Raw genomic sequence first — 17,368 nt, 5'->3', positions numbered from 1 at the left:
GGCGTTGCTCCTCACTTGTGTGGCTCGCCACACGGCGCTCGGAGCGCCTTGCATCGCATCCCGCCCAGCGCCCCCAAAACGGGAACTTATTCCGGGCCAAACCCTTACGCGGCGGCGCCTGCTGCGCGGCGGGCGGTTTCTCGTCGTCGATGGGGATGTCTACGTGCAGCGGGTCATCTTCGGCTGGATCTGACGGCGGGGTGATGGGCATGGCATGGTCTTCGTCACCCCCCCGGGCTGCTGCGGCGCCGGGGGAAGAGGCACAGAAATCGAGCCGAAATTTGGGCAGGCTGAAAAGGCGCGATACACTGCCGCAATTGACGTATACGTCAATTTGCGAGCAAGCGGAAGCGACCCCGCTGGGCGCCGTCTTTGCGACCAGCCACCTGCAGGAGGATCGATTGGCACGCACTCCATCCATCTCCGCCTTCCAGCACCGCAGCGCTTTGACGACAAAGGCCCTGCGCTTTGATCTGTCGCGATTCGATCCGGCGGAGAAGCCCCTTTCGAGTGGCGACAAGGACGAGGACAAGGCGCGGGTGAACGAACTGGCCGAAGACCTCAACAGGTTTCAAGATCTCTTCTACGCCGATCGCCGCTTCAGGCTGCTCGTCGTTCTGCAAGGCACCGACACCAGCGGCAAAGACGGCACCATCCGTGGCGTGTTCGGCAAGATGAGTGCGCTGGGAGTGCAGGTCGTTGGATGGAAGGCGCCGAACGACGAAGCCCGCGCTCGCGACTACCTGTGGCGCATCCATCAGCGGGTGCCCGTCAGCGGCGAGATCGTCATCTTCAACCGCAGCCATTACGAAGATGTGCTGGTGCCGGTCGTGAACGCCGTCCTCACCAAGACGCAGACCCAGCAGCGGTATGCGCACATCAACGACTTCGAGCGCATGCTCACGGAAACGGGAACGGTGATCCTGAAATTCATGCTGCACATCTCGAAGGACGAGCAGCGCGTGCGCCTGCAAGAGCGGCTGAACGACCCGGATAAACACTGGAAGTTCGAAGGCGGCGACCTCGATGCCCGCAAGAAATGGGACGACTACCAAAGGGCCTATTCGAATGCCATTGCCGCGACCGGTACCCCCTGGGCGCCGTGGACCATCGTGCCCGCGAATTCGAAGACACATCGCAATCTGATGGTCGCGACCGTCATGAAGCGTGCGCTCGAAGGATTGAAGCTGAAGTACCCGCCGGGCGATCCGGCGCTGAATCAAATCGTTGTGAAATGAAGAGCAGGAGCACTGCATGACCGACCTCTCCGCCGAATTCAAGGCGCTTGCCGAGTACCGACCGACGAACAAGGTGCGCTTCGTCACAGCGGCCTCGCTCTTCGACGGGCATGACGCGGCCATCAACATCATGAGGCGAATCCTGCAGGGCATGGGCGCGGAGGTGATCCACCTCGGGCACAACCGCTCGGTCGATGAAGTGGTGACCGCCGCGCTTCAGGAAGACGTGCAGGGCATCGCGATCAGTTCCTACCAGGGCGGCCACGTCGAGTACTTCAAGTACATGGTCGACTTGCTGAAGGGGCGCGGCGGCGAACACATCCAGGTCTTCGGCGGCGGCGGCGGCGTCATCGTGCCAGCGGAGATCGCGGAGCTGCAGGGGTATGGCGTATCGCGTATCTACAGCCCGGAAGACGGGCAGCGCATGGGTCTCGCAGGAATGATCGGCGAGATGGTGATGCGCTGCGATCGAGACCTGTCGGTGTATTCGCCGAAAGATCTTTCGGCGGTTCGCGGAGAGTCGGAATCGAACTGGCGGGCGCTCGCGCAACTCATCACGTCACTCGAGAACGGTCGTGCATCGGACACGATGAAGAGCACGCTCCACGATGAAGCGAAGAAGATGAAGACACCCGTGCTCGGCATCACGGGCACGGGCGGTGCGGGCAAGTCGTCGTTGACGGATGAGTTGATTCGGCGGTTGCGGCTCGACCAGGACGATGCGCTTCGCATTGCGGTGATCAGCATCGATCCGTCGCGCCGCAAGAGTGGTGGTGCGTTGCTGGGAGATCGGATTCGGATGAATGCGATCGGCCCATGGCGCCGCGACCAGCGCGTCTTCATGCGCAGCCTTGCCACCCGCGATTTCGGCAGCGAGATCAGCCAGGCGCTGCCGGACGTCTTGGCCGCCTGCAAAGTGGCCGGTTTCGATCTCATCGTTGTCGAGACTTCTGGCATCGGCCAAGGTGACGCGGCCATCGTGCCGCTGGTAGATGTACCGATGTACGTGATGACGCCGGAGTACGGCGCCGCGAGCCAGCTCGAGAAAATCGACATGCTCGACTTCGCGGAGTTCGTGGCGATCAACAAGTTCGACCGCAAAGGCTCGCTCGACGCGCTTCGCGATGTGGCGAAGCAAGTGCAGCGAAACAAGGAAGCGTGGAAGACCCGGCCGGAAGAGATGCCGGTGTTCGGCACCATGGCGAGCCGCTTCAACGACGATGGCGTCACGGCGCTGTATCAGGCCCTGCTGCCGCGCTTGCATGAACTCGGGTTGCGGACGCGCGAGAGCCGCCTGCCCGTGGTCGACACGCGCCACAGTACGCACCAAGTTCCCATCGTTCCCGGTGCACGGGTTCGATACCTCGCGGAAATTTCCGATGCGGTGCGCGGCTACAAACAGCGATCGCGCGATCAGGCGCGACTGGCTCGCCAAGTGCAGCAGCTTCGAGAGAGCGCGCGAATGCTCGGCGAGACGGGTGCGGACAAGACGAGCGCCGTCGGCGCCCTGACCGATCTCGCCTCGCAACGCGAATCGCAGCTCGACACCCATGCGAAGAAACTGCTCGCAATGTGGCCGCAGATGCAGAAGTCTTACGCGGGCGACGAGTACATCGTGAAAATCCGCGACAAGGAAATCCGCACGGCCCTCACGCACACCACGCTGTCGGGCAACAAGATTCGCAAGGTCGCCTTGCCGCAGTATGAAGACGACGGAGAAGTCTTGAAGTGGCTGTTGCTGGACAACGTGCCGGGCAGCTTCCCCTACACCGCTGGCACCTTCGCCTTCAAGCGCGAAGGCGAGGATCCCACCCGTATGTTCGCTGGCGAAGGCGATGCGTTCCGCACTAATCGCCGGTTCAAGCTCCTGTCCGAAGGCATGCCGGCGAAGCGCTTGTCCACCGCATTCGACAGCGTCACGCTCTATGGCAACGACCCCGCCGTGCGCCCCGACATCTACGGCAAGGTCGGCAACTCCGGCGTGAGCATCGCGACCCTCGACGACATGAAGGTGCTGTACTCCGGTTTCGATCTGTGCAACCCAAGTACATCGGTGAGCATGACGATCAACGGCCCGGCGCCTACGATCCTCGCGATGTTCATGAACACCGCCATCGATCAGCAGGTGGACAAGTTCAAGATCGACAACGGCCGCGAGCCTACCGACGACGAATCGCAGAAGATTGCCGCATGGGTGAAGCAGAACGTGCGCGGCACTGTGCAGGCAGACATCTTGAAGGAAGACCAGGGCCAAAACACCTGCATCTTCTCGACCGAGTTTTCATTGAAGGTCATGGGCGACATCGCCGAATACTTCGTGCACCACCAGGTGCGCAATTTTTACTCCGTGAGCATCTCGGGCTATCACATCGCCGAAGCCGGCGCGAACCCGATCTCGCAACTCGCGTTCACATTGAGCAACGGCTTCACCTTCGTGGAAGCGTATCTCGCGCGCGGCATGCACATCGACGACTTCGCGCCCAACCTCAGCTTCTTCTTCAGCAACGGGATGGACCCGGAATACACCGTGCTCGGGCGCGTGGCGCGCCGCATCTGGGCGGTGGCGATGCGCGACAAGTACTGCGCAAACGAACGCTCGCAAAAACTCAAATACCACGTGCAGACGAGCGGTCGCTCATTGCATGCGCAGGAGATCCAGTTCAACGACATCCGCACGACGCTGCAGGCGCTGATTGCGATCTACGACAACTGCAATTCGCTGCACACCAACGCCTTCGACGAGGCGATCACCACGCCCACCGAGGACAGTGTGCGCCGAGCGATGGCGATCCAGTTGATCATCAACCGCGAGTGGGGCCTCGCAAAGAACGAGAACCCGAATCAGGGCGCGTTCATCATCGATGAGCTGACCGAACTGGTCGAAGAGGCTGTGCTAAAAGAATTCGAAAGGATCGCCGAACGCGGCGGCGTACTCGGCGCGATGGAAACTGGCTACCAACGTGGCCAGATCCAGGAAGAAAGCATGCATTACGAGATGCAGAAGCACACCGGCGAGTACCCCATCGTCGGCGTCAACACCTTTCGCAATCCGCACGGCGATCCGGTGATGGACCACATTGAACTGGCGCGGTCGACGGACGACGAAAAGCAGTCGCAGTTGAAGCGGCTGGCGGAATTTCAGTCGCTGCACGCGAAGGACGCTCCGGCGATGCTTTCGAAACTGCAGCAGGCGGTGATCGACAACCGCAATGTGTTCGAGGTGCTGATGGAAGCGGTGCGGGTGTGTTCGCTTGGGCAGATCACATCGGCGCTGTTCGAGGTGGGCGGACAGTACCGGCGGAGCATGTAGGTCCGAGCAGAGCATCCGCGCTCGCCGGACCATGTGCACCCAAGGCGTCGATCACCTTGACCTCGCGCTGCAATCGGTGCCGCACGATCCATTCGAAGGCCCGCTTGGGCTGCTCCCATCAGGAAGCCGTGACCTGGCGCGAGCCAGTCGATGTTCTCATCGGCCTCAACCGCCAATGATTGCAGCGACGCGATGTAGGCCGCCGTCCGGCGGGTTGATCACGACCGTGCTGCTGAGGCGCATCGATGGGGATGGCAAACGAAACTACTGACGACATGGAAGTCAAACAACGGAAGAGTCTGAATGATGCCTCGGCACGCACCGCCAGACTCGCTGGTTTTTGGATTGACGCAGCACTGCGCCTGCCTACGATGCGTGCTCCCGCGGCGCGTTGTCCGCGGACACAAAGGACATCATGAAAACTCTACGCAAAGCCTCCCTCGCGCTCATCGGTCTTGCCCTGGCCAGCACCGCCACAGTGCTGCTCGCGCAGGCGAGCGGACTCAGCCGCACCCTGCTGCTGAAATCCGATGTTTCGGTCCCGGGACGCGAAGCCGTCGTCGCGCGCGTCGAGGTCGCGGCTGGTGCCAAAGCTGGTCGGCACACTCATCCAGGCGACGAGATCAGCTACGTGCTCGAAGGCGAAGCGCAACTGCTCATCGACGGGCAGCCGCCGCGCACGGTGAAGGCCGGTGAGTCCTTTGTGATCCCCGCGGGCGTGGTTCACGACGCGCACAACACCGGCGCCGCGCCAATCAGGCTGGTGGGCGTGTACGTGGTCGAGAAAGGCAAGCCGCTCGCCACTCCCGCCCCGTGATCCAAACGGACCACGCCAAGCGCATCGCCCTCGCCTTGCGCGCACCGTCGACAACCACCTTGCGATCAGCACGAAATCCCCGGGTTGCATGGGTGAGCTGTAGGTTCGCTCCTACAGCAGGTTCACCACTCACCTGATGGCCTGCGACCAGGATCCGGCGCACCATTCATTTCACGATTTCTCCAACTTCGTGAGGCCCGACCAAGGGACCAGGAAGCAGGCGACATGGAACACGATCCGAACGCGATGGATGAACCGACTCGCAACACGTCCGAAGCCGGCCCAGCGATCACGGAAACCGACACGGACCCGTCGCGGGCAGCGGCCGATTTCATCGGCTACGAAGCCGCCGATCCGTCGCTGTACGAGCACTTCTGGAGCGAAGTGCTCCAGGCCCATGCGTCAACGAGAAAGCTGCGATGAATTCATATCGAATCAACTCGGCGGGGCTGCAAGTCGCACACCGCTGATCAATCCAAGCGCTTCAGAAGCTCCATCGCCGCCGCTGGCGCCTGCTCTTTCGCCCCGTTGATGAAGTAGACGAAGACATCGCGCGAGGTCTTCGCGGCGGGCTTGTCGCTCATGCGGGGTAAATCAGGAGACTCGCCACCTGCCGCCCATACCTTCACAGTCTGCGCCCACTGATCGAGCGCCTTTGGTTCGTAGCCCGTTTTCAGACTGGCCTCGGCCCGCATGAGCCTCGCGTAAACGAAATCGCCAGTCATGTCCGCGAAGGACGGGTAATCGTCGGAGTCGGTGAACACCGTCGCCACCTTGTGCTTGCGCGCGAGCCTCAGGTAGGACTCGGTCTTGAAGCTGTCGTGCCGCACATCCATCACGTGGCGCAATGTCAGGCCGTCGACACTCGCAGGAAGCAAGTTCAGGAAGGCCTCGAAGTCGTCAGCATCGAACTTCTTGGTCGGCATGAACTGCCAGACGATGGGACCGAGCTTCGGTCCCATCTCGCTGATCCCGCTGCTGATGAATCGCTCGATCGAATCGCCGGACTCGGCGAGCACCTTGCGATTGGTGGCATAGCGGGTCGCCTTCATCGAGAAGACAAAGTCGTCTGGCGTTTCGTCTCGCCACTTGGCGAAAGTCGCGGGCTTTTGCGAACCGTAGTAGGTGCCGTTGATCTCGATGGCTGTCAGCTTGCCGCTGGCGTACTCGAGTTCGCGGCTTTGCGGCCAGCCCTTGGGGTAGAAGTTATTGCGCCAGGGCTCGTAAGTCCAGCCGCCAACGCCAACTCGGATTCGGGTTGCACTCTTGGCCACGACGCTCACCTCCGCACAGGACACGGCCGCCATCATCGCCGGAATTCGGCTTAGCCTCTAACCGGATGAGTTTTGACATTTCCGCCAAGACTTCAATTCAAACTTCTCGCGCCGCTTCGAGCGTTGGTCGGGCGACGTGCTACGGGGCGGGACGGTACGCACTTTGATAGCGCTCGACCGTGAGACCCTCCATGTCGATCTCCGGCTCGCGTCCGGAGATCAGGTCGGCCATGACACAGCCAGTGCCGGCCGCCATGGTCCAGCCGAGCGTGCCGTGCCCCGTGGCGAGAAACAGATTGCGTAATCGCGTGCCGCCAACCACAGGCGTGCCGTCGGGCGTCATCGGGCGCAGGCCGCACCAGAAGCTGGCTTTCAACACATCGCCGCCATTCGGGAACAGATCGGTCACGACGTGCTCGAGCGTTCGCCGGCGCGCATCATGCAGCTCGAGCGTGTAGCCGGCCAGCTCCGCCGTGCCGCCGACGCGAATGCGGTCGCCGAGCCGGGTCACGGCGACCTTGTGGGTTTCGTCCATCACGGTCGACTCGGGCGCACCGCGTGCATCGGTGATAGGCACTGTGATCGAATAACCCTTCACCGGATACACCGGAATGTGAATGCCGATGCCCTTCAGGTAAAGCGGCGAATAGCTTCCCATGCTGACGAGGTAGGCGTCGGCTGTGAGAGTACCAGCGTCGGTCTCGACGCCGGTGAGCCGCGTGCCATCGGACAGCAGTTTGCGGATGGTGACGCCTTGGCGAAACGTGGCACCGCGCTGCGTGGCCATCTCCGCGAGGCGTTGCGTGAACTTGAAGCAGTCGCCGGTTTCATCGCCGGGCAGAAGCAGGCCGCCGAGGAACTTTTCCTGCACTGCCGCCAGCGCCGGTTCGTGTCGCAGGCATCCGGCACGGTCCAGCACCTCGAAACGAACACCGTAGCGACGAAGGATCGCGATATCCGCGGCGCATCCATCGAGCTGCCGCTGCGTCCGGAACAGTTGCAGCGTTCCCTGCGTGCGCTCGTCGTAGTGAATGCCAGTCTCGTCGCGCAGTTCGCGCAATCGATCTCGGCTGTACTCGGCCAGGCGCACCATACGGCTCTTGTTGAGCTCGTAGCGCGCATGCGTGCAGTTGCGCAGCATCGCAAAGCCCCAGCGGACAAGGCCCATGTCCAAGTGGGGGCGAATCACCAACGGCCGGTGCTGCATCAGGAGCCACTTGATCGCCTTGATCGGCACGCCCGGCCCGGCCCAAGGCGCCGAGTATCCCGGCGACACCTCGCCCGCGTTTGCGAAGCTTGTTTCGAGACCTGGCGCCGGTTGCCGGTCAATCACCGTCACCTCGTGCCCTGCCATGGCGAGTTGATAGGCGCTCGCCACGCCGATGACACCACTGCCAAGAACCATCACTCGCATGCCTGATCCTCGATTCTGGTGGGGGCCAGTGTAGCGACGGCCCGGAAAATGCTGCGACTCAAAGCCGGGTACAGAATAGACCCAAAGTCAAAAGGACGCCCATGTCTTCGCTACCGCCTTTCATTGCCCCCGCCCGTTTCGACGATCCCGCTGCCGCGCTGACGCAGCTTCGTCGCATCTACGACGCAAGCGTGTCTCACCTGCGCGATGCCCTGCAGCGTTTCGTGGGCGGCGAGACGCTCGCCCAACACGTGCGCGCCTGCTACCCCTTTGTGCGAGTTCACACCGACACCGTCGCACGCGCCGATTCGCGCCTGAGCTACGGCTTCGTCGCGGGGCCCGGCACGTACGAAACCACGCTCACCCGACCCGATCTCTTCGGTGACTACTACTTCGAGCAGTTCAGGCTGCTCCTGCAGAACCATCATGTCTCCCTGGAAATCGGCACCAGCCACCAGCCGATTCCAGTGCACTTCTCGCTGGCCGAGAACGACCACCTCGAAGGCTCGCTCGATGCCAATCGCCGCTTGCTGATGCGCGACATGTTCGACTTGCCCGACCTCTCCTCCATGGATGACGGTATCGCCAACGGCACGCACGAATCGCGTCCCGGCGAGGCACAGCCGCTGTCGCTATTTACCGCGCAGCGCGTGGACTACTCACTGCATCGGCTGCGCCACTACACCGGCACGGCGCCGGAGCATTTCCAGAACTTCGTGCTGTTCACGAACTACCAGTTCTACATCGACGAGTTCGTGCGACTGGGCCATGAAACCATGACCTCGAGCGAAGGCGACTACACGGCCTTCGTCGAGCCCGGCAACGTCATCACGCGCCGCTCGGGCCTGCCCATGCGACCCGGCGACGACCTCGGCTCGCCGCCGCCGCGCCTGCCGCAGATGCCGGCCTACCACCTCATGCGCGCAGACCGCGGTGGCATCACGATGGTAAACATCGGCGTGGGCCCGGCGAACGCCAAGACCATCACCGACCACATCGCCGTGCTGCGTCCGCACGCATGGATCATGCTGGGTCATTGCGCTGGGCTGCACACGACGCAGCAGCTCGGCGACTATGTGCTGGCCCACGGCTATGTGCGCGAAGACCATGTGCTCGACGAAGACCTGCCGCTGTGGGTGCCGCTGCCGCCGCTGGCCGAAGTGCAGCTCGCACTGGAAGCGGCGGTTGCAGACATCACGCAGTTGAAGGGCCGCGAGCTGAAACGTATCATGCGCACGGGCACCGTGGCAAGCACCGACAACCGCAATTGGGAGCTGCTGCCGCAGCGCACGCCGGAACGGCGCTTCAGCCAAAGCCGCGCGATCGCGCTCGACATGGAATCGGCCACCATCGCTGCCAACGGCTTCCGCTTCCGCGTGCCCTACGGCACTTTGCTGTGTGTGTCAGACAAGCCGCTGCACGGCGAAATCAAGCTGCCCGGCATGGCAAATCACTTCTATCGCGAGCGTGTCGACCAGCACCTGCGTATCGGCATCCGCGCGATCGAGCTGCTGAGGCAGGGGGGGGTGGATCAGCTTCACAGCCGCAAGCTGCGAAGCTTCGCGGAGGTTGCATTCCAGTAGGAGAAGCGGCCCTTTGGCTTGGCGTTATCTCATCTGCGATCCCTCAGAGGCTGAGAGTTTTTCGATCATGCCCGCATCACGCCAAAAGCCCCCCGCTCGTCGTTGCAAATGCTCGCCATAGCCAAGCCATGGCTGCGCTTTGCGCCTAGATCCGGCGCCTTTTTCTCAGCCTCTCAGAACTGCCCGCGCAGGTACAAGCCCAGGCCGCCATGCCTAGGTTTAACAGAGAGCCGATAACCGGAATCGAAATGAATGCCGATGGCGCCGCGCTCAAAGCCCACACCGTGCTTCGCGGGCTTCCATTCCATGCCCACCTTGGTGTTGAGGTAGTTGGCGTTCGGATCGGCGCCAATGCCATACGCACCGGACGCGTCGGCATACACCGCTGATTCTGACGTCACGCGATACCGCAGACCCACGCTAAGGGTGGGCGACGCACCTGCAAGCGCGACCGGCTCTTCGATGCGTCTAAACGGCGGCGGAACAACATGGCCCAAGGCACCCAGCCCCACACCCATGTCGGCCCGGCCACTTGAGACCCATACGCGGTAATTCACGCCAGCCAGTTCGGACATCAGACGGCCATCTGATGCCAAGGGCGCAGGGCCAGCCGGCAGCAGGCGCGCGCGAACGGTGCTGACTTCAGGTGTGATCGTCAAGGGTGTGGCGCGTCGCTGCTGCGCTGCGATGTTCTCGCCGACGATGCCGGTCACGGTCTCGGCGCACCAGGCCGGCACCATCGCCGTTGCCATCGCTGTCGCGAGGACCCACCGCGACCGACAAGGCGACTGGCAAGGCGCGATAGCCGACATGTGAGGATGGACAAGGTTCATGGCCGAATGGAAGAACCGTTTGACTCAAGTCTCGTTGCCGCCTCGATCCGGGTCTGTAAGCGAGTGCTGAGACACGGTGTAGGACGACATCCGACTTCTACAGCGATTGAGCGCTTTCCGGGCCCCCTCAACTTGATGGATGGAAAACCCTTGATGGCGATGAAGTGATTCGAAAGAACGAAGAAGTCTCGAGTGAAACCCTTGCCTGCATCGAAGCAATTCATATGGACACGCATGCTTGCCCCCCGCCCCGCGATCTCGTACCCTCAATATCTATCGACAGCTTGAGGAGAGCGCGCCATGTCGACCCCCAATGCGGACATTGCCGGCATCCGAACGATCGCCCTCGTCGGGCAGACAACGGCAGGCAAGACAAGTTTGGTCGAGTCGCTGTTGTGGAAGGCGGGGGCGATAGGAGCACCGGGAAGTCTCGAGCGTGGCACGACAGTGTGTGACTTTGATCCGCTCGAGCGGCGGGCCCAGCATTCGCTCAATGCGTCGGTCGTGCACTTCGGTTATCGCGAGGTGCGCGTGCACCTCATCGACACACCGGGGTATGCGGACTTCGTCGGGCAATCGATGACGGCGCTAGAGGCCGTCGACACCGCTGCTGTTGTGATCAACGCGCAAGTGGGCATCGAGATGATGACCACGCGGATGATGGAGTGGGCGGCAAATCGCCGTTTGTGCCGCATGATCATCGTCAACAAGATCGACGCGCTCGGCCTCGATCTGCCTGGCCTGATCGAACAGATCCAGGCAACTTTTGGCAAGGAATGCCTGCCGCTCAACCTGCCTGCCGCCGGGGGCACCGAAGTCGTCGATTGCTTCTTCAGACCCTTCGCAGACCCGGGCCACGAGGCGGACTTCTCGTCGGTCGAGAAGGCACATAGGGCGCTGGTGGATCAGGTGGTCGAGGTCGACCCCGATGTCGTCGAACGCTACCTCAACGATGGCGACGTCGATCCACAGGAGCTGCACGCGCCGCTTGAGCAGGCGCTGCGCGAAGGGCACCTGATTCCGATTTGCTTCGTGTCGTCTCGCAGTGGTGCGGGCGTGGCCGAACTGCTCGAGGTGTTCGAAAAGTTGTTGCCCAACCCGACCGAAGGCAACCCACCGCAGTTCTACAAGGGCGAGGGCGAAGACGCGACGGAATTGCACGCCACCCCCGACGCCAACAAGCATGTGATCGCCCACGTGTTCAAGGTGACCGTCGATCCGTACGTCGGCAAGATGGGCATCTTCCGCATCCACCAGGGCACTGTCACCAAGGAAAGCCAGCTCTACATCGGCGACGGACGCAAGGCTTTCAAAGTGGGCCATCTCTTCATGCTGCGCGGAAAGGACCACATCGAGGTCGTGCGCGGCATACCCGGCGACGTGTGTGCGGTGGCCAAGGTCGATGAGATGCATTTCGATGCCGTCTTGCACGACGCGGCGGAGGACGATCGCCTGCACCTGAAGCCGCTGGAGTTTCCGGTGCCGGTACATGGGCTTGCCATCGAACCCAAACGGCGTGGCGACGAGCAGCGCATGTGGGAGATCCTGCAAAAACTTGTCGATGAAGACCCGTGCCTCAAGGTCGAGCATGTGGCGACGACCAACGAGACCGTGGTCTACGGGTTGGGCGAGCTGCATCTGCGCACGCTGCTCGACCGCATGAACGAGACATACAAATGCGAGGTCAACACACGCCCGCCGCGCATCGCGTATCGAGAGACGATCACCGCCCCAGCCGAGGGCCATCATCGCCACAAGAAGCAGAGCGGCGGCGCGGGGCAGTTCGGCGAGGTGTTTCTGCGGATCGAACCTTTGCCGCGTGGAACGGGCTTTGAGTTCGTTGACCAAGTCAAAGGCGGCACGATTCCGACGCAGTTCATTCCCGCTGTCGAAAAAGGAATCCGGCAGGCGCTGGATTCAGGCGTCATCGCGGGATATCCGGTGAAGGATGTGCGTGTCATTGTCTACGACGGCAAGTCGCACTCGGTCGACTCGAAGGACATCGCCTTCGCCACCGCGGGGCGCAAGGCATTCATCGATGCAGCGCTGAAAGCCAAGCCCATCATCCTGGAGCCCGTGGTCAAGGTGGAGATCACCGCGCCCGAGCAGTCCATGGGCGACATCACCGGCGACCTGTCTGCCAAGAGAGGACAGGTGAACGGCACCCACGCGCTGCAGGCAGGCAGCATGACCGTGAGCGGGCAAGTGCCGCTGTCGGAACTCAGCGGGTACCAGGCGCGGCTCAATGGCATGACCGGCGGGCAGGGTCGCTACACGCTGGAGCTCAGCCACTACGAGGCGGTGCCGCCAACCATTCAGCAGCAGTTGGCCAGCCAGTACAAGATCAAGGACGAAGACTAGGATCAACAAGAATCCACGTCCGGCTGGTCGACGGCGCTTATGCGTTATTGCCCCAGCAGCAGGGGTTCGACGCAGTCAGGCCCCGCAAGTCGCTGAATTGCCACCGTGCTCTTGGCTGCACGCAGCAGTGCCGCCGCTTGCAACTCGGGGTACTGCGGCAACCATGCTGTAGGACACGACGGACACCATGTTGCCGCGCCCTCCGACTGACGATTCGCGGCATTTCACCCATCCTTAAGCCACCAAGACAAGGGCGCGACATATCCCATGGGACATGTACCCGCGACTTGCCGATGCGTGGCTGGCCAGCGGCCGGACGCGCTTCAAGTGGCCCACCCTCTGCTCGGGCAGGACACCCGTTGGGGACGCATCTCGTCGAGCAGTTTTTGAGGAGAAGCGGAATGAAGAATTCTTTACGTAACCTGCCTGTCAGTGTGATGGTGGTGGCTTTAGCCACGGGCTTAGGCGCTTGTTCGAACATGTCACGCCAGGACAAGGCGACCGCAGCCGGCGCCGCAATCGGCGGTGTGGCTGGATCTGTGCTGACCAGCGGCAGCGCGGCTGGCGCGGTTGGCGGCGCGGTAGTTGGTGGCGTGATCGGCCACGAAGTCGAAAAGAAGAAATAAGAGTTTCGCCCCAGTGGGCGAAATGGCGGGCACCGGACAGAGCTGACTGGTCCAAGCCCTGCCGGGGTGGGCCCTTCGGGGCCCACCTTTCATTCTGGCCGGGTGGCACCATCTTCAGGTCACATGCATCGGTCATATCAAGTTCCACATAACATACCGTCGAACACTGCATAGCTGTACCGTCGCTTCGGGCACACTGCGAACCCATGCCCGGGCGCCCACTCATTTCCCTGCAACGCGTCGACAAGCGCTTTCCCACTGGCGTGGTGGCGCTGCAAGGCATCGACCTCCAGGTCGCAGAACGCGAGTTCGTGTCGCTGCTGGGGCCATCGGGTTGCGGCAAGAGCACGGTGTTGCGACTGCTGGCGGGTCTTGAACGAGCGAGTGCCGGCGTGATTGACTCACCGGCCGCGTCGGCCGCCCGAACAGCCGACACCGCTTTCGTCTTCCAGGATGCGACGCTGATGCCATGGGCCACGGTGTTTGACAACGTGCGGCTGCCGCTGCGCCTCGCGGGTGAAACACGGGCGGCATGCGACACCCGCGTTCGAGACGTGCTCCACCTGGTGGGACTCGCTGGCTTCGAGAATGCGTATCCGGCTGAGTTGTCCGGCGGCATGAGAATGCGCGCCTCCATCGCCCGAGCGCTCATCACCCGGCCACGCGTGATGCTGATGGACGAACCTTTCGCCGCCCTGGACGAATTCACGCGCCACAAGCTCAACGACGACCTGCTCGCCTGCTGGCAGACGCAGCAGTTCGCCGCGCTCTTCGTCACCCACAGCGTTCTCGAATCCGTCTTCCTGAGCCAGCGCGTGCTGGTGATGGGATCGCGCCAGGGCCGCATCGTCGCCGAGGTGCGGATTGACGAACCGTACCCGCGCAGTGCCGCCTTCCGCAGTTCGCCGAGTTATCTCGCCGCCTGTGCGGAACTCACTGCTGCATTGGCCGAGCTCCACGCACCCATCGATCAGGTAGTACGCTGATGCTGCATCGGATTTCGCCGCTTTTGAGCCTGCTCGCGCTGCTGGCCACCTGGGAGGGGTTGGTCCGACTCGCCCACATCCCGCACTACACGCTTCCGGCGCCCAGCCTCGTCGTGCAGACACTTTTCGCCAACTTCACTTCCTTGGCGGGAAGCTGGTGGTTCACGATCAAAATCACCTTCGGCGCGCTCATCCTGGCAATCGTCGGGGGAGTCTGGATCGCGTCGATGTTCGCTTTGTCTCGCAGACTCGAGCACGCGCTGTTCCCCATCGCCGTGGTATTGCAAGTAACCCCAGTGGTGGCGATCGCGCCGCTCATCCTGATTTACGTGGCAAGCACGACCGCCGCGCTCCTGTTGTGTGCGTGGATCGTCGCCTTTTTTCCCATTCTTTCGAATACCGTGCTTGGCCTGCGCGCCGCCGATCCGAACTTGCGAGATCTCTTCCGGCTGTACCGCGCCACACCTTGGCAACGACTGCGGCTCCTGCTGGTGCCCTCGGCGTTGCCCTATTTCATCGCGGGTCTCAAAATTTCGGGCGGCTTGAGTCTTATCGGCGCCGTGACGGCGGAAATGGTGGCGGGCGCAGCGGGGCGTGAGACAGGACTCGCCTCGCGCATTCTCGAAGCCAGCTTCCGCACCGACACGCCGAAAATGTTCGCCGCATTGCTGTTGCTGGTAATCACAGGCGTCGCCATTTTCTGGACCTTCAATGCTTTGTCGCGCGTGCTGCTGGGTCGCTGGCACGCGTCGGAAAAGCCGTAGTGCAATTCTCAAAACTTCACGGGAAGATCTGAATGAATCCGAATCGCCGAATCGCTGTAATTAATGCCTTGGGCCTCGCCTGCGCATTCGCCTCCACCGCTGCGCTGGCGCAAGACAAGGTGGTTTTCGCCACCAACTGGAAAGCGCAAGCCGCGCACGGTGGCTTCTATCAAGCCGTGGCCGATGGCACGTATAAGAAGTACGGCCTAGACGTCACCATCCAGCAAGGCGGGCCGCAGGTCAACAACCGACCATTATTGCCGGCGGGGCGCATCGACTTTCTCATGACGGGCAACCTTCTGCACAGCTTCGACAATGTCAAAAACGGTGTGCCGACCGTGGTCGTTGCCGCGATGTTCCAGAAGGACCCGCAAGCCTTGATCGCCCACCCAGGTCAGGGCTACGAAACCTTCGAAAGCCTTAAGAAGGCGCCCGTGGCGCTCATCGCAAAGGACGGACAATTCAGTTGGTGGCAGTGGCTCAAAGTCACCCACGGCTTCAAGGACGAAGCGCTCAAGCCTTACAACTACAACCTCGGCCCCTTCCTTGCCACCCCGAAAGCAATCCAGCAGGGGTATTCGGTGGCTGAGCCGATCTACGTCGAGAAGCAGGGCAAGTTCAAGCCAGTCGTGCACTTGCTGGCCGACCACGGTTTTTCGACCTATTCAACTTTGATCGAAGCGCGTGCCGAGACGGTAAAGAACAAACCCGATTTCGTGCAGCGCTTCGTCGACGCATCCACCGTGGGCTGGGTCAACTACCTCTACGGCGAACGCACGGCGGCCAACGCCATGATGATGAAAGACAACCCCGAGATGACGCTCGACGAGGTGGAAACATCGGTAGCGCTGATGAAGCAGCAAGGGGTTGTCGACTCGGGCGAATCGCTGAAGAACGGCATCGGGGCGATGAGCGAAGCGCGGGTGAAGGACTTCTACGAGCAGATGGTTAAGGCGGGTTTGTACAAGCCGGGCGAGGTCGACCTGGCCAGGGTCGCCACTTACCAGTTCGTGAACAAACACGTTGGAGCCGACCTCAAAGCCAAGCTGGCGAAGTAGAAGTAACCGCTCTCAAGCCTGTGCGGGGCAAGCCGACAACAAGAACGACGCCCCCTGCGGGGCAGTATCCGAGCGAATCATGGACATCATGCAACTGACCCAGCCGTTGCCCGATCTCGCCGCTTGGACAGCCCATTTCCGCGCGGCCGAAATACCCGTCTTGCTACAGTCCGCCAAAGCGGTGGAACAGCTCCGCCTGATCGAGGACGAGGTAGACGCGAACCTCATCGGGGAGACAGTTTCCGGCGATCCATTGATGACATTGCGAGTGCTGACCTATTCCGCCGCCCACCGCCCCTCGCGCATGCTGACCGATCCGGAAACGGTTACTGCCGCCGTCGTGATGATGGGCATTGCCCCCTTCTTTCGCGCTTTCTGCCCGCTGCCCACGGTGGAAGAGCGGCTGCAGAATCAACCCCAGACACTGGAAGGCTTGCGCGACGTGCTGCGGCGGGCGCATCGCGCCGCCAACTTTGCACTCGGTTTCGCCGTGCGGCGCATGGACCACGACGCTGCCGTCATCCATCACGCGGCGTTGCTGCATGATTTTTCCGAAATGCTTCTGTGGTGCCACGCGCCGGAACTGGCCTTGCGGATCCGCAGCGCCCAGCAGTCGGATCCGACTCTCAGGTCGAGCACGATCCAGCGGGACGTCCTCAATGTGACGCTGCCGGAATTACAGCAGTCGCTGATGCACGCGTGGCGACTGCCCGAGCTGCTCACGCGCATCACCGACGATCGGCATGCGGAACACCCAAGTGCGAAGAGCGTCGTGCTCGCGATCCGAGTGGCGCGTCACACGGCCAAAGGCTGGGACAACGCGGCTTTGCCCGACGACATCCGCGACGTTGCGGCTTTGCTCAATATTTCCGAATCGGCGACGCAGCAGGTTTTGTACGAACTCGACACCTGAGAGGCTGAGAGTATTTCGAGCGTATCCGAGCAGCACGTCAAAAGGCGCCTGATCTAGGTTCTAGGCGCAAAGCGCAGCCATAGCCAGGGTTGCACTAAACCGCTGAGGCGGTAGCCCTGCCGCCCAGGCCGGGGCCGCTTGCATGGCGCGGTAGTCCTGGCGCTCCGGTTGGAGAACGATAGAGAGGCTGT

General features: G+C 62.1%; 15 protein-coding genes. 11 read left to right on the top strand and 4 right to left on the bottom strand.

Annotated elements, in window-relative coordinates; translation table 11 throughout:
• Positions 1-211: hypothetical protein (locus AC30NL_RS13925; protein WP_489464595.1), on the bottom strand; the 211-nt coding region annotated here is incomplete at its 3' end.
• A gap of 190 nt (positions 212-401) precedes the next feature.
• Between AC30NL_RS13925 and AC30NL_RS13920 the strand changes: the two genes are divergently transcribed.
• The 4 genes from AC30NL_RS13920 to AC30NL_RS13905 all read left to right on the top strand — a co-directional run bounded on the left by AC30NL_RS13920 (position 402) and on the right by AC30NL_RS13905 (position 5,788).
• Positions 402-1,238, top strand: coding sequence for a PPK2 family polyphosphate kinase (locus tag AC30NL_RS13920; RefSeq protein WP_489464594.1), 837 nt, complete (start codon positions 402-404; stop codon positions 1,236-1,238).
• Between the two features lie 16 nt (positions 1,239-1,254).
• A complete protein-coding gene (gene icmF, locus AC30NL_RS13915; RefSeq protein ID WP_489464593.1) occupies positions 1,255-4,548 on the top strand; it encodes a fused isobutyryl-CoA mutase/GTPase IcmF in 3,294 nt (1,097 codons plus the stop codon).
• Positions 4,549-4,963: 415 nt separating this feature from the next.
• The gene (locus AC30NL_RS13910; RefSeq protein WP_489464592.1) at positions 4,964-5,365 is read left to right on the top strand and encodes a cupin domain-containing protein; all 402 of its coding nucleotides are present in this window, start codon (positions 4,964-4,966) and stop codon (positions 5,363-5,365) included.
• Positions 5,366-5,590: 225 nt separating this feature from the next.
• Complete coding sequence (locus AC30NL_RS13905) at positions 5,591-5,788, top strand: hypothetical protein (protein WP_489464591.1); 198 nt, start codon at positions 5,591-5,593, stop codon at positions 5,786-5,788.
• 47 nt (positions 5,789-5,835) lie between these two features.
• Here AC30NL_RS13905 and AC30NL_RS13900 read toward each other — a convergent pair whose 3' ends face one another.
• Together AC30NL_RS13900 and AC30NL_RS13895 are read right to left on the bottom strand one after the other, a co-directional pair.
• A complete protein-coding gene (locus AC30NL_RS13900; RefSeq protein ID WP_489464590.1) occupies positions 5,836-6,675 on the bottom strand; it encodes a DUF72 domain-containing protein in 840 nt (279 codons plus the stop codon).
• A 103-nt stretch (positions 6,676-6,778) separates the two neighbouring features.
• Positions 6,779-8,053, bottom strand: coding sequence for a D-amino acid dehydrogenase (locus tag AC30NL_RS13895; protein WP_489464589.1), 1,275 nt, complete (start codon positions 8,051-8,053; stop codon positions 6,779-6,781).
• 101 nt (positions 8,054-8,154) lie between these two features.
• On the opposite strand from AC30NL_RS13895, the gene AC30NL_RS13890 reads away from it, so the two are divergent.
• Complete coding sequence (locus AC30NL_RS13890; RefSeq protein WP_489464588.1) at positions 8,155-9,636, top strand: AMP nucleosidase; 1,482 nt, start codon at positions 8,155-8,157, stop codon at positions 9,634-9,636.
• Between the two features lie 173 nt (positions 9,637-9,809).
• Here the strand turns inward: AC30NL_RS13890 and AC30NL_RS13885 are convergent, their stop codons facing one another.
• Entirely contained in the window at positions 9,810-10,388 is a 579-nt protein-coding gene (locus AC30NL_RS13885; RefSeq protein WP_489464587.1) for a hypothetical protein, read from the bottom strand.
• Between the two features lie 381 nt (positions 10,389-10,769).
• Here AC30NL_RS13885 and fusA point away from each other — a divergent pair, with 381 nt between their 5' ends.
• From fusA to AC30NL_RS13855, 6 genes are all read left to right on the top strand, one after another.
• On the top strand, positions 10,770-12,830 hold the full coding sequence (gene fusA, locus AC30NL_RS13880; protein ID WP_489464586.1) for an elongation factor G: 2,061 nt from the start codon (positions 10,770-10,772) through the stop codon (positions 12,828-12,830).
• Between the two features lie 401 nt (positions 12,831-13,231).
• Entirely contained in the window at positions 13,232-13,456 is a 225-nt protein-coding gene (locus tag AC30NL_RS13875; RefSeq protein WP_489464585.1) for a YMGG-like glycine zipper-containing protein, read from the top strand.
• 206 nt (positions 13,457-13,662) lie between these two features.
• Positions 13,663-14,442 (top strand): ABC transporter ATP-binding protein, encoded by a 780-nt coding sequence (locus tag AC30NL_RS13870; RefSeq protein ID WP_489464584.1) that lies wholly within the window; start codon positions 13,663-13,665, stop codon positions 14,440-14,442.
• Positions 14,442-15,206 carry an ABC transporter permease gene (locus AC30NL_RS13865; RefSeq protein WP_489464583.1) on the top strand — a complete coding sequence of 255 codons (765 nt, stop codon included), beginning with the start codon at positions 14,442-14,444 and terminating at the stop codon, positions 15,204-15,206. The genes AC30NL_RS13870 and AC30NL_RS13865 overlap by 1 nt, the downstream gene beginning before the upstream one ends.
• Positions 15,207-15,238: 32 nt before the next feature.
• Positions 15,239-16,264 carry an ABC transporter substrate-binding protein gene (locus AC30NL_RS13860; protein ID WP_489464582.1) on the top strand — a complete coding sequence of 342 codons (1,026 nt, stop codon included), beginning with the start codon at positions 15,239-15,241 and terminating at the stop codon, positions 16,262-16,264.
• Positions 16,265-16,343: 79 nt separating this feature from the next.
• Entirely contained in the window at positions 16,344-17,177 is an 834-nt protein-coding gene (locus AC30NL_RS13855; RefSeq protein ID WP_489464581.1) for an HDOD domain-containing protein, read from the top strand.
• Positions 17,178-17,368: the final 191 nt, after the last annotated feature.

It is taken from the genome of Rhizobacter sp. (assembly GCA_021153565.1).
Lineage (GTDB): Bacteria > Pseudomonadota > Gammaproteobacteria > Burkholderiales > Burkholderiaceae_C > Albitalea.
Note: the sequence above shows the minus strand (reverse complement) of the source record. Positions and strands in the feature narration are given on the sequence as shown.

Coding starts and splice junctions, on each gene's coding strand:
- icmF (WP_489464593.1), top strand. CDS start 1,255: ATGACCGACCTCTCCGCCGAATTCAAGGCGCTTGCCGAGTACCGACCG.
- AC30NL_RS13910 (WP_489464592.1), top strand. CDS start 4,964: ATGAAAACTCTACGCAAAGCCTCCCTCGCGCTCATCGGTCTTGCCCTG.
- AC30NL_RS13905 (WP_489464591.1), top strand. CDS start 5,591: ATGGAACACGATCCGAACGCGATGGATGAACCGACTCGCAACACGTCC.
- AC30NL_RS13900 (WP_489464590.1), bottom strand. CDS start 6,675: ATGATGGCGGCCGTGTCCTGTGCGGAGGTGAGCGTCGTGGCCAAGAGT.
- AC30NL_RS13895 (WP_489464589.1), bottom strand. CDS start 8,053: ATGCGAGTGATGGTTCTTGGCAGTGGTGTCATCGGCGTGGCGAGCGCC.
- AC30NL_RS13890 (WP_489464588.1), top strand. CDS start 8,155: ATGTCTTCGCTACCGCCTTTCATTGCCCCCGCCCGTTTCGACGATCCC.
- AC30NL_RS13885 (WP_489464587.1), bottom strand. CDS start 10,388: ATGGCAACGGCGATGGTGCCGGCCTGGTGCGCCGAGACCGTGACCGGC.
- fusA (WP_489464586.1), top strand. CDS start 10,770: ATGTCGACCCCCAATGCGGACATTGCCGGCATCCGAACGATCGCCCTC.
- AC30NL_RS13875 (WP_489464585.1), top strand. CDS start 13,232: ATGAAGAATTCTTTACGTAACCTGCCTGTCAGTGTGATGGTGGTGGCT.
- AC30NL_RS13870 (WP_489464584.1), top strand. CDS start 13,663: ATGCCCGGGCGCCCACTCATTTCCCTGCAACGCGTCGACAAGCGCTTT.
- AC30NL_RS13865 (WP_489464583.1), top strand. CDS start 14,442: ATGCTGCATCGGATTTCGCCGCTTTTGAGCCTGCTCGCGCTGCTGGCC.
- AC30NL_RS13860 (WP_489464582.1), top strand. CDS start 15,239: ATGAATCCGAATCGCCGAATCGCTGTAATTAATGCCTTGGGCCTCGCC.
- AC30NL_RS13855 (WP_489464581.1), top strand. CDS start 16,344: ATGGACATCATGCAACTGACCCAGCCGTTGCCCGATCTCGCCGCTTGG.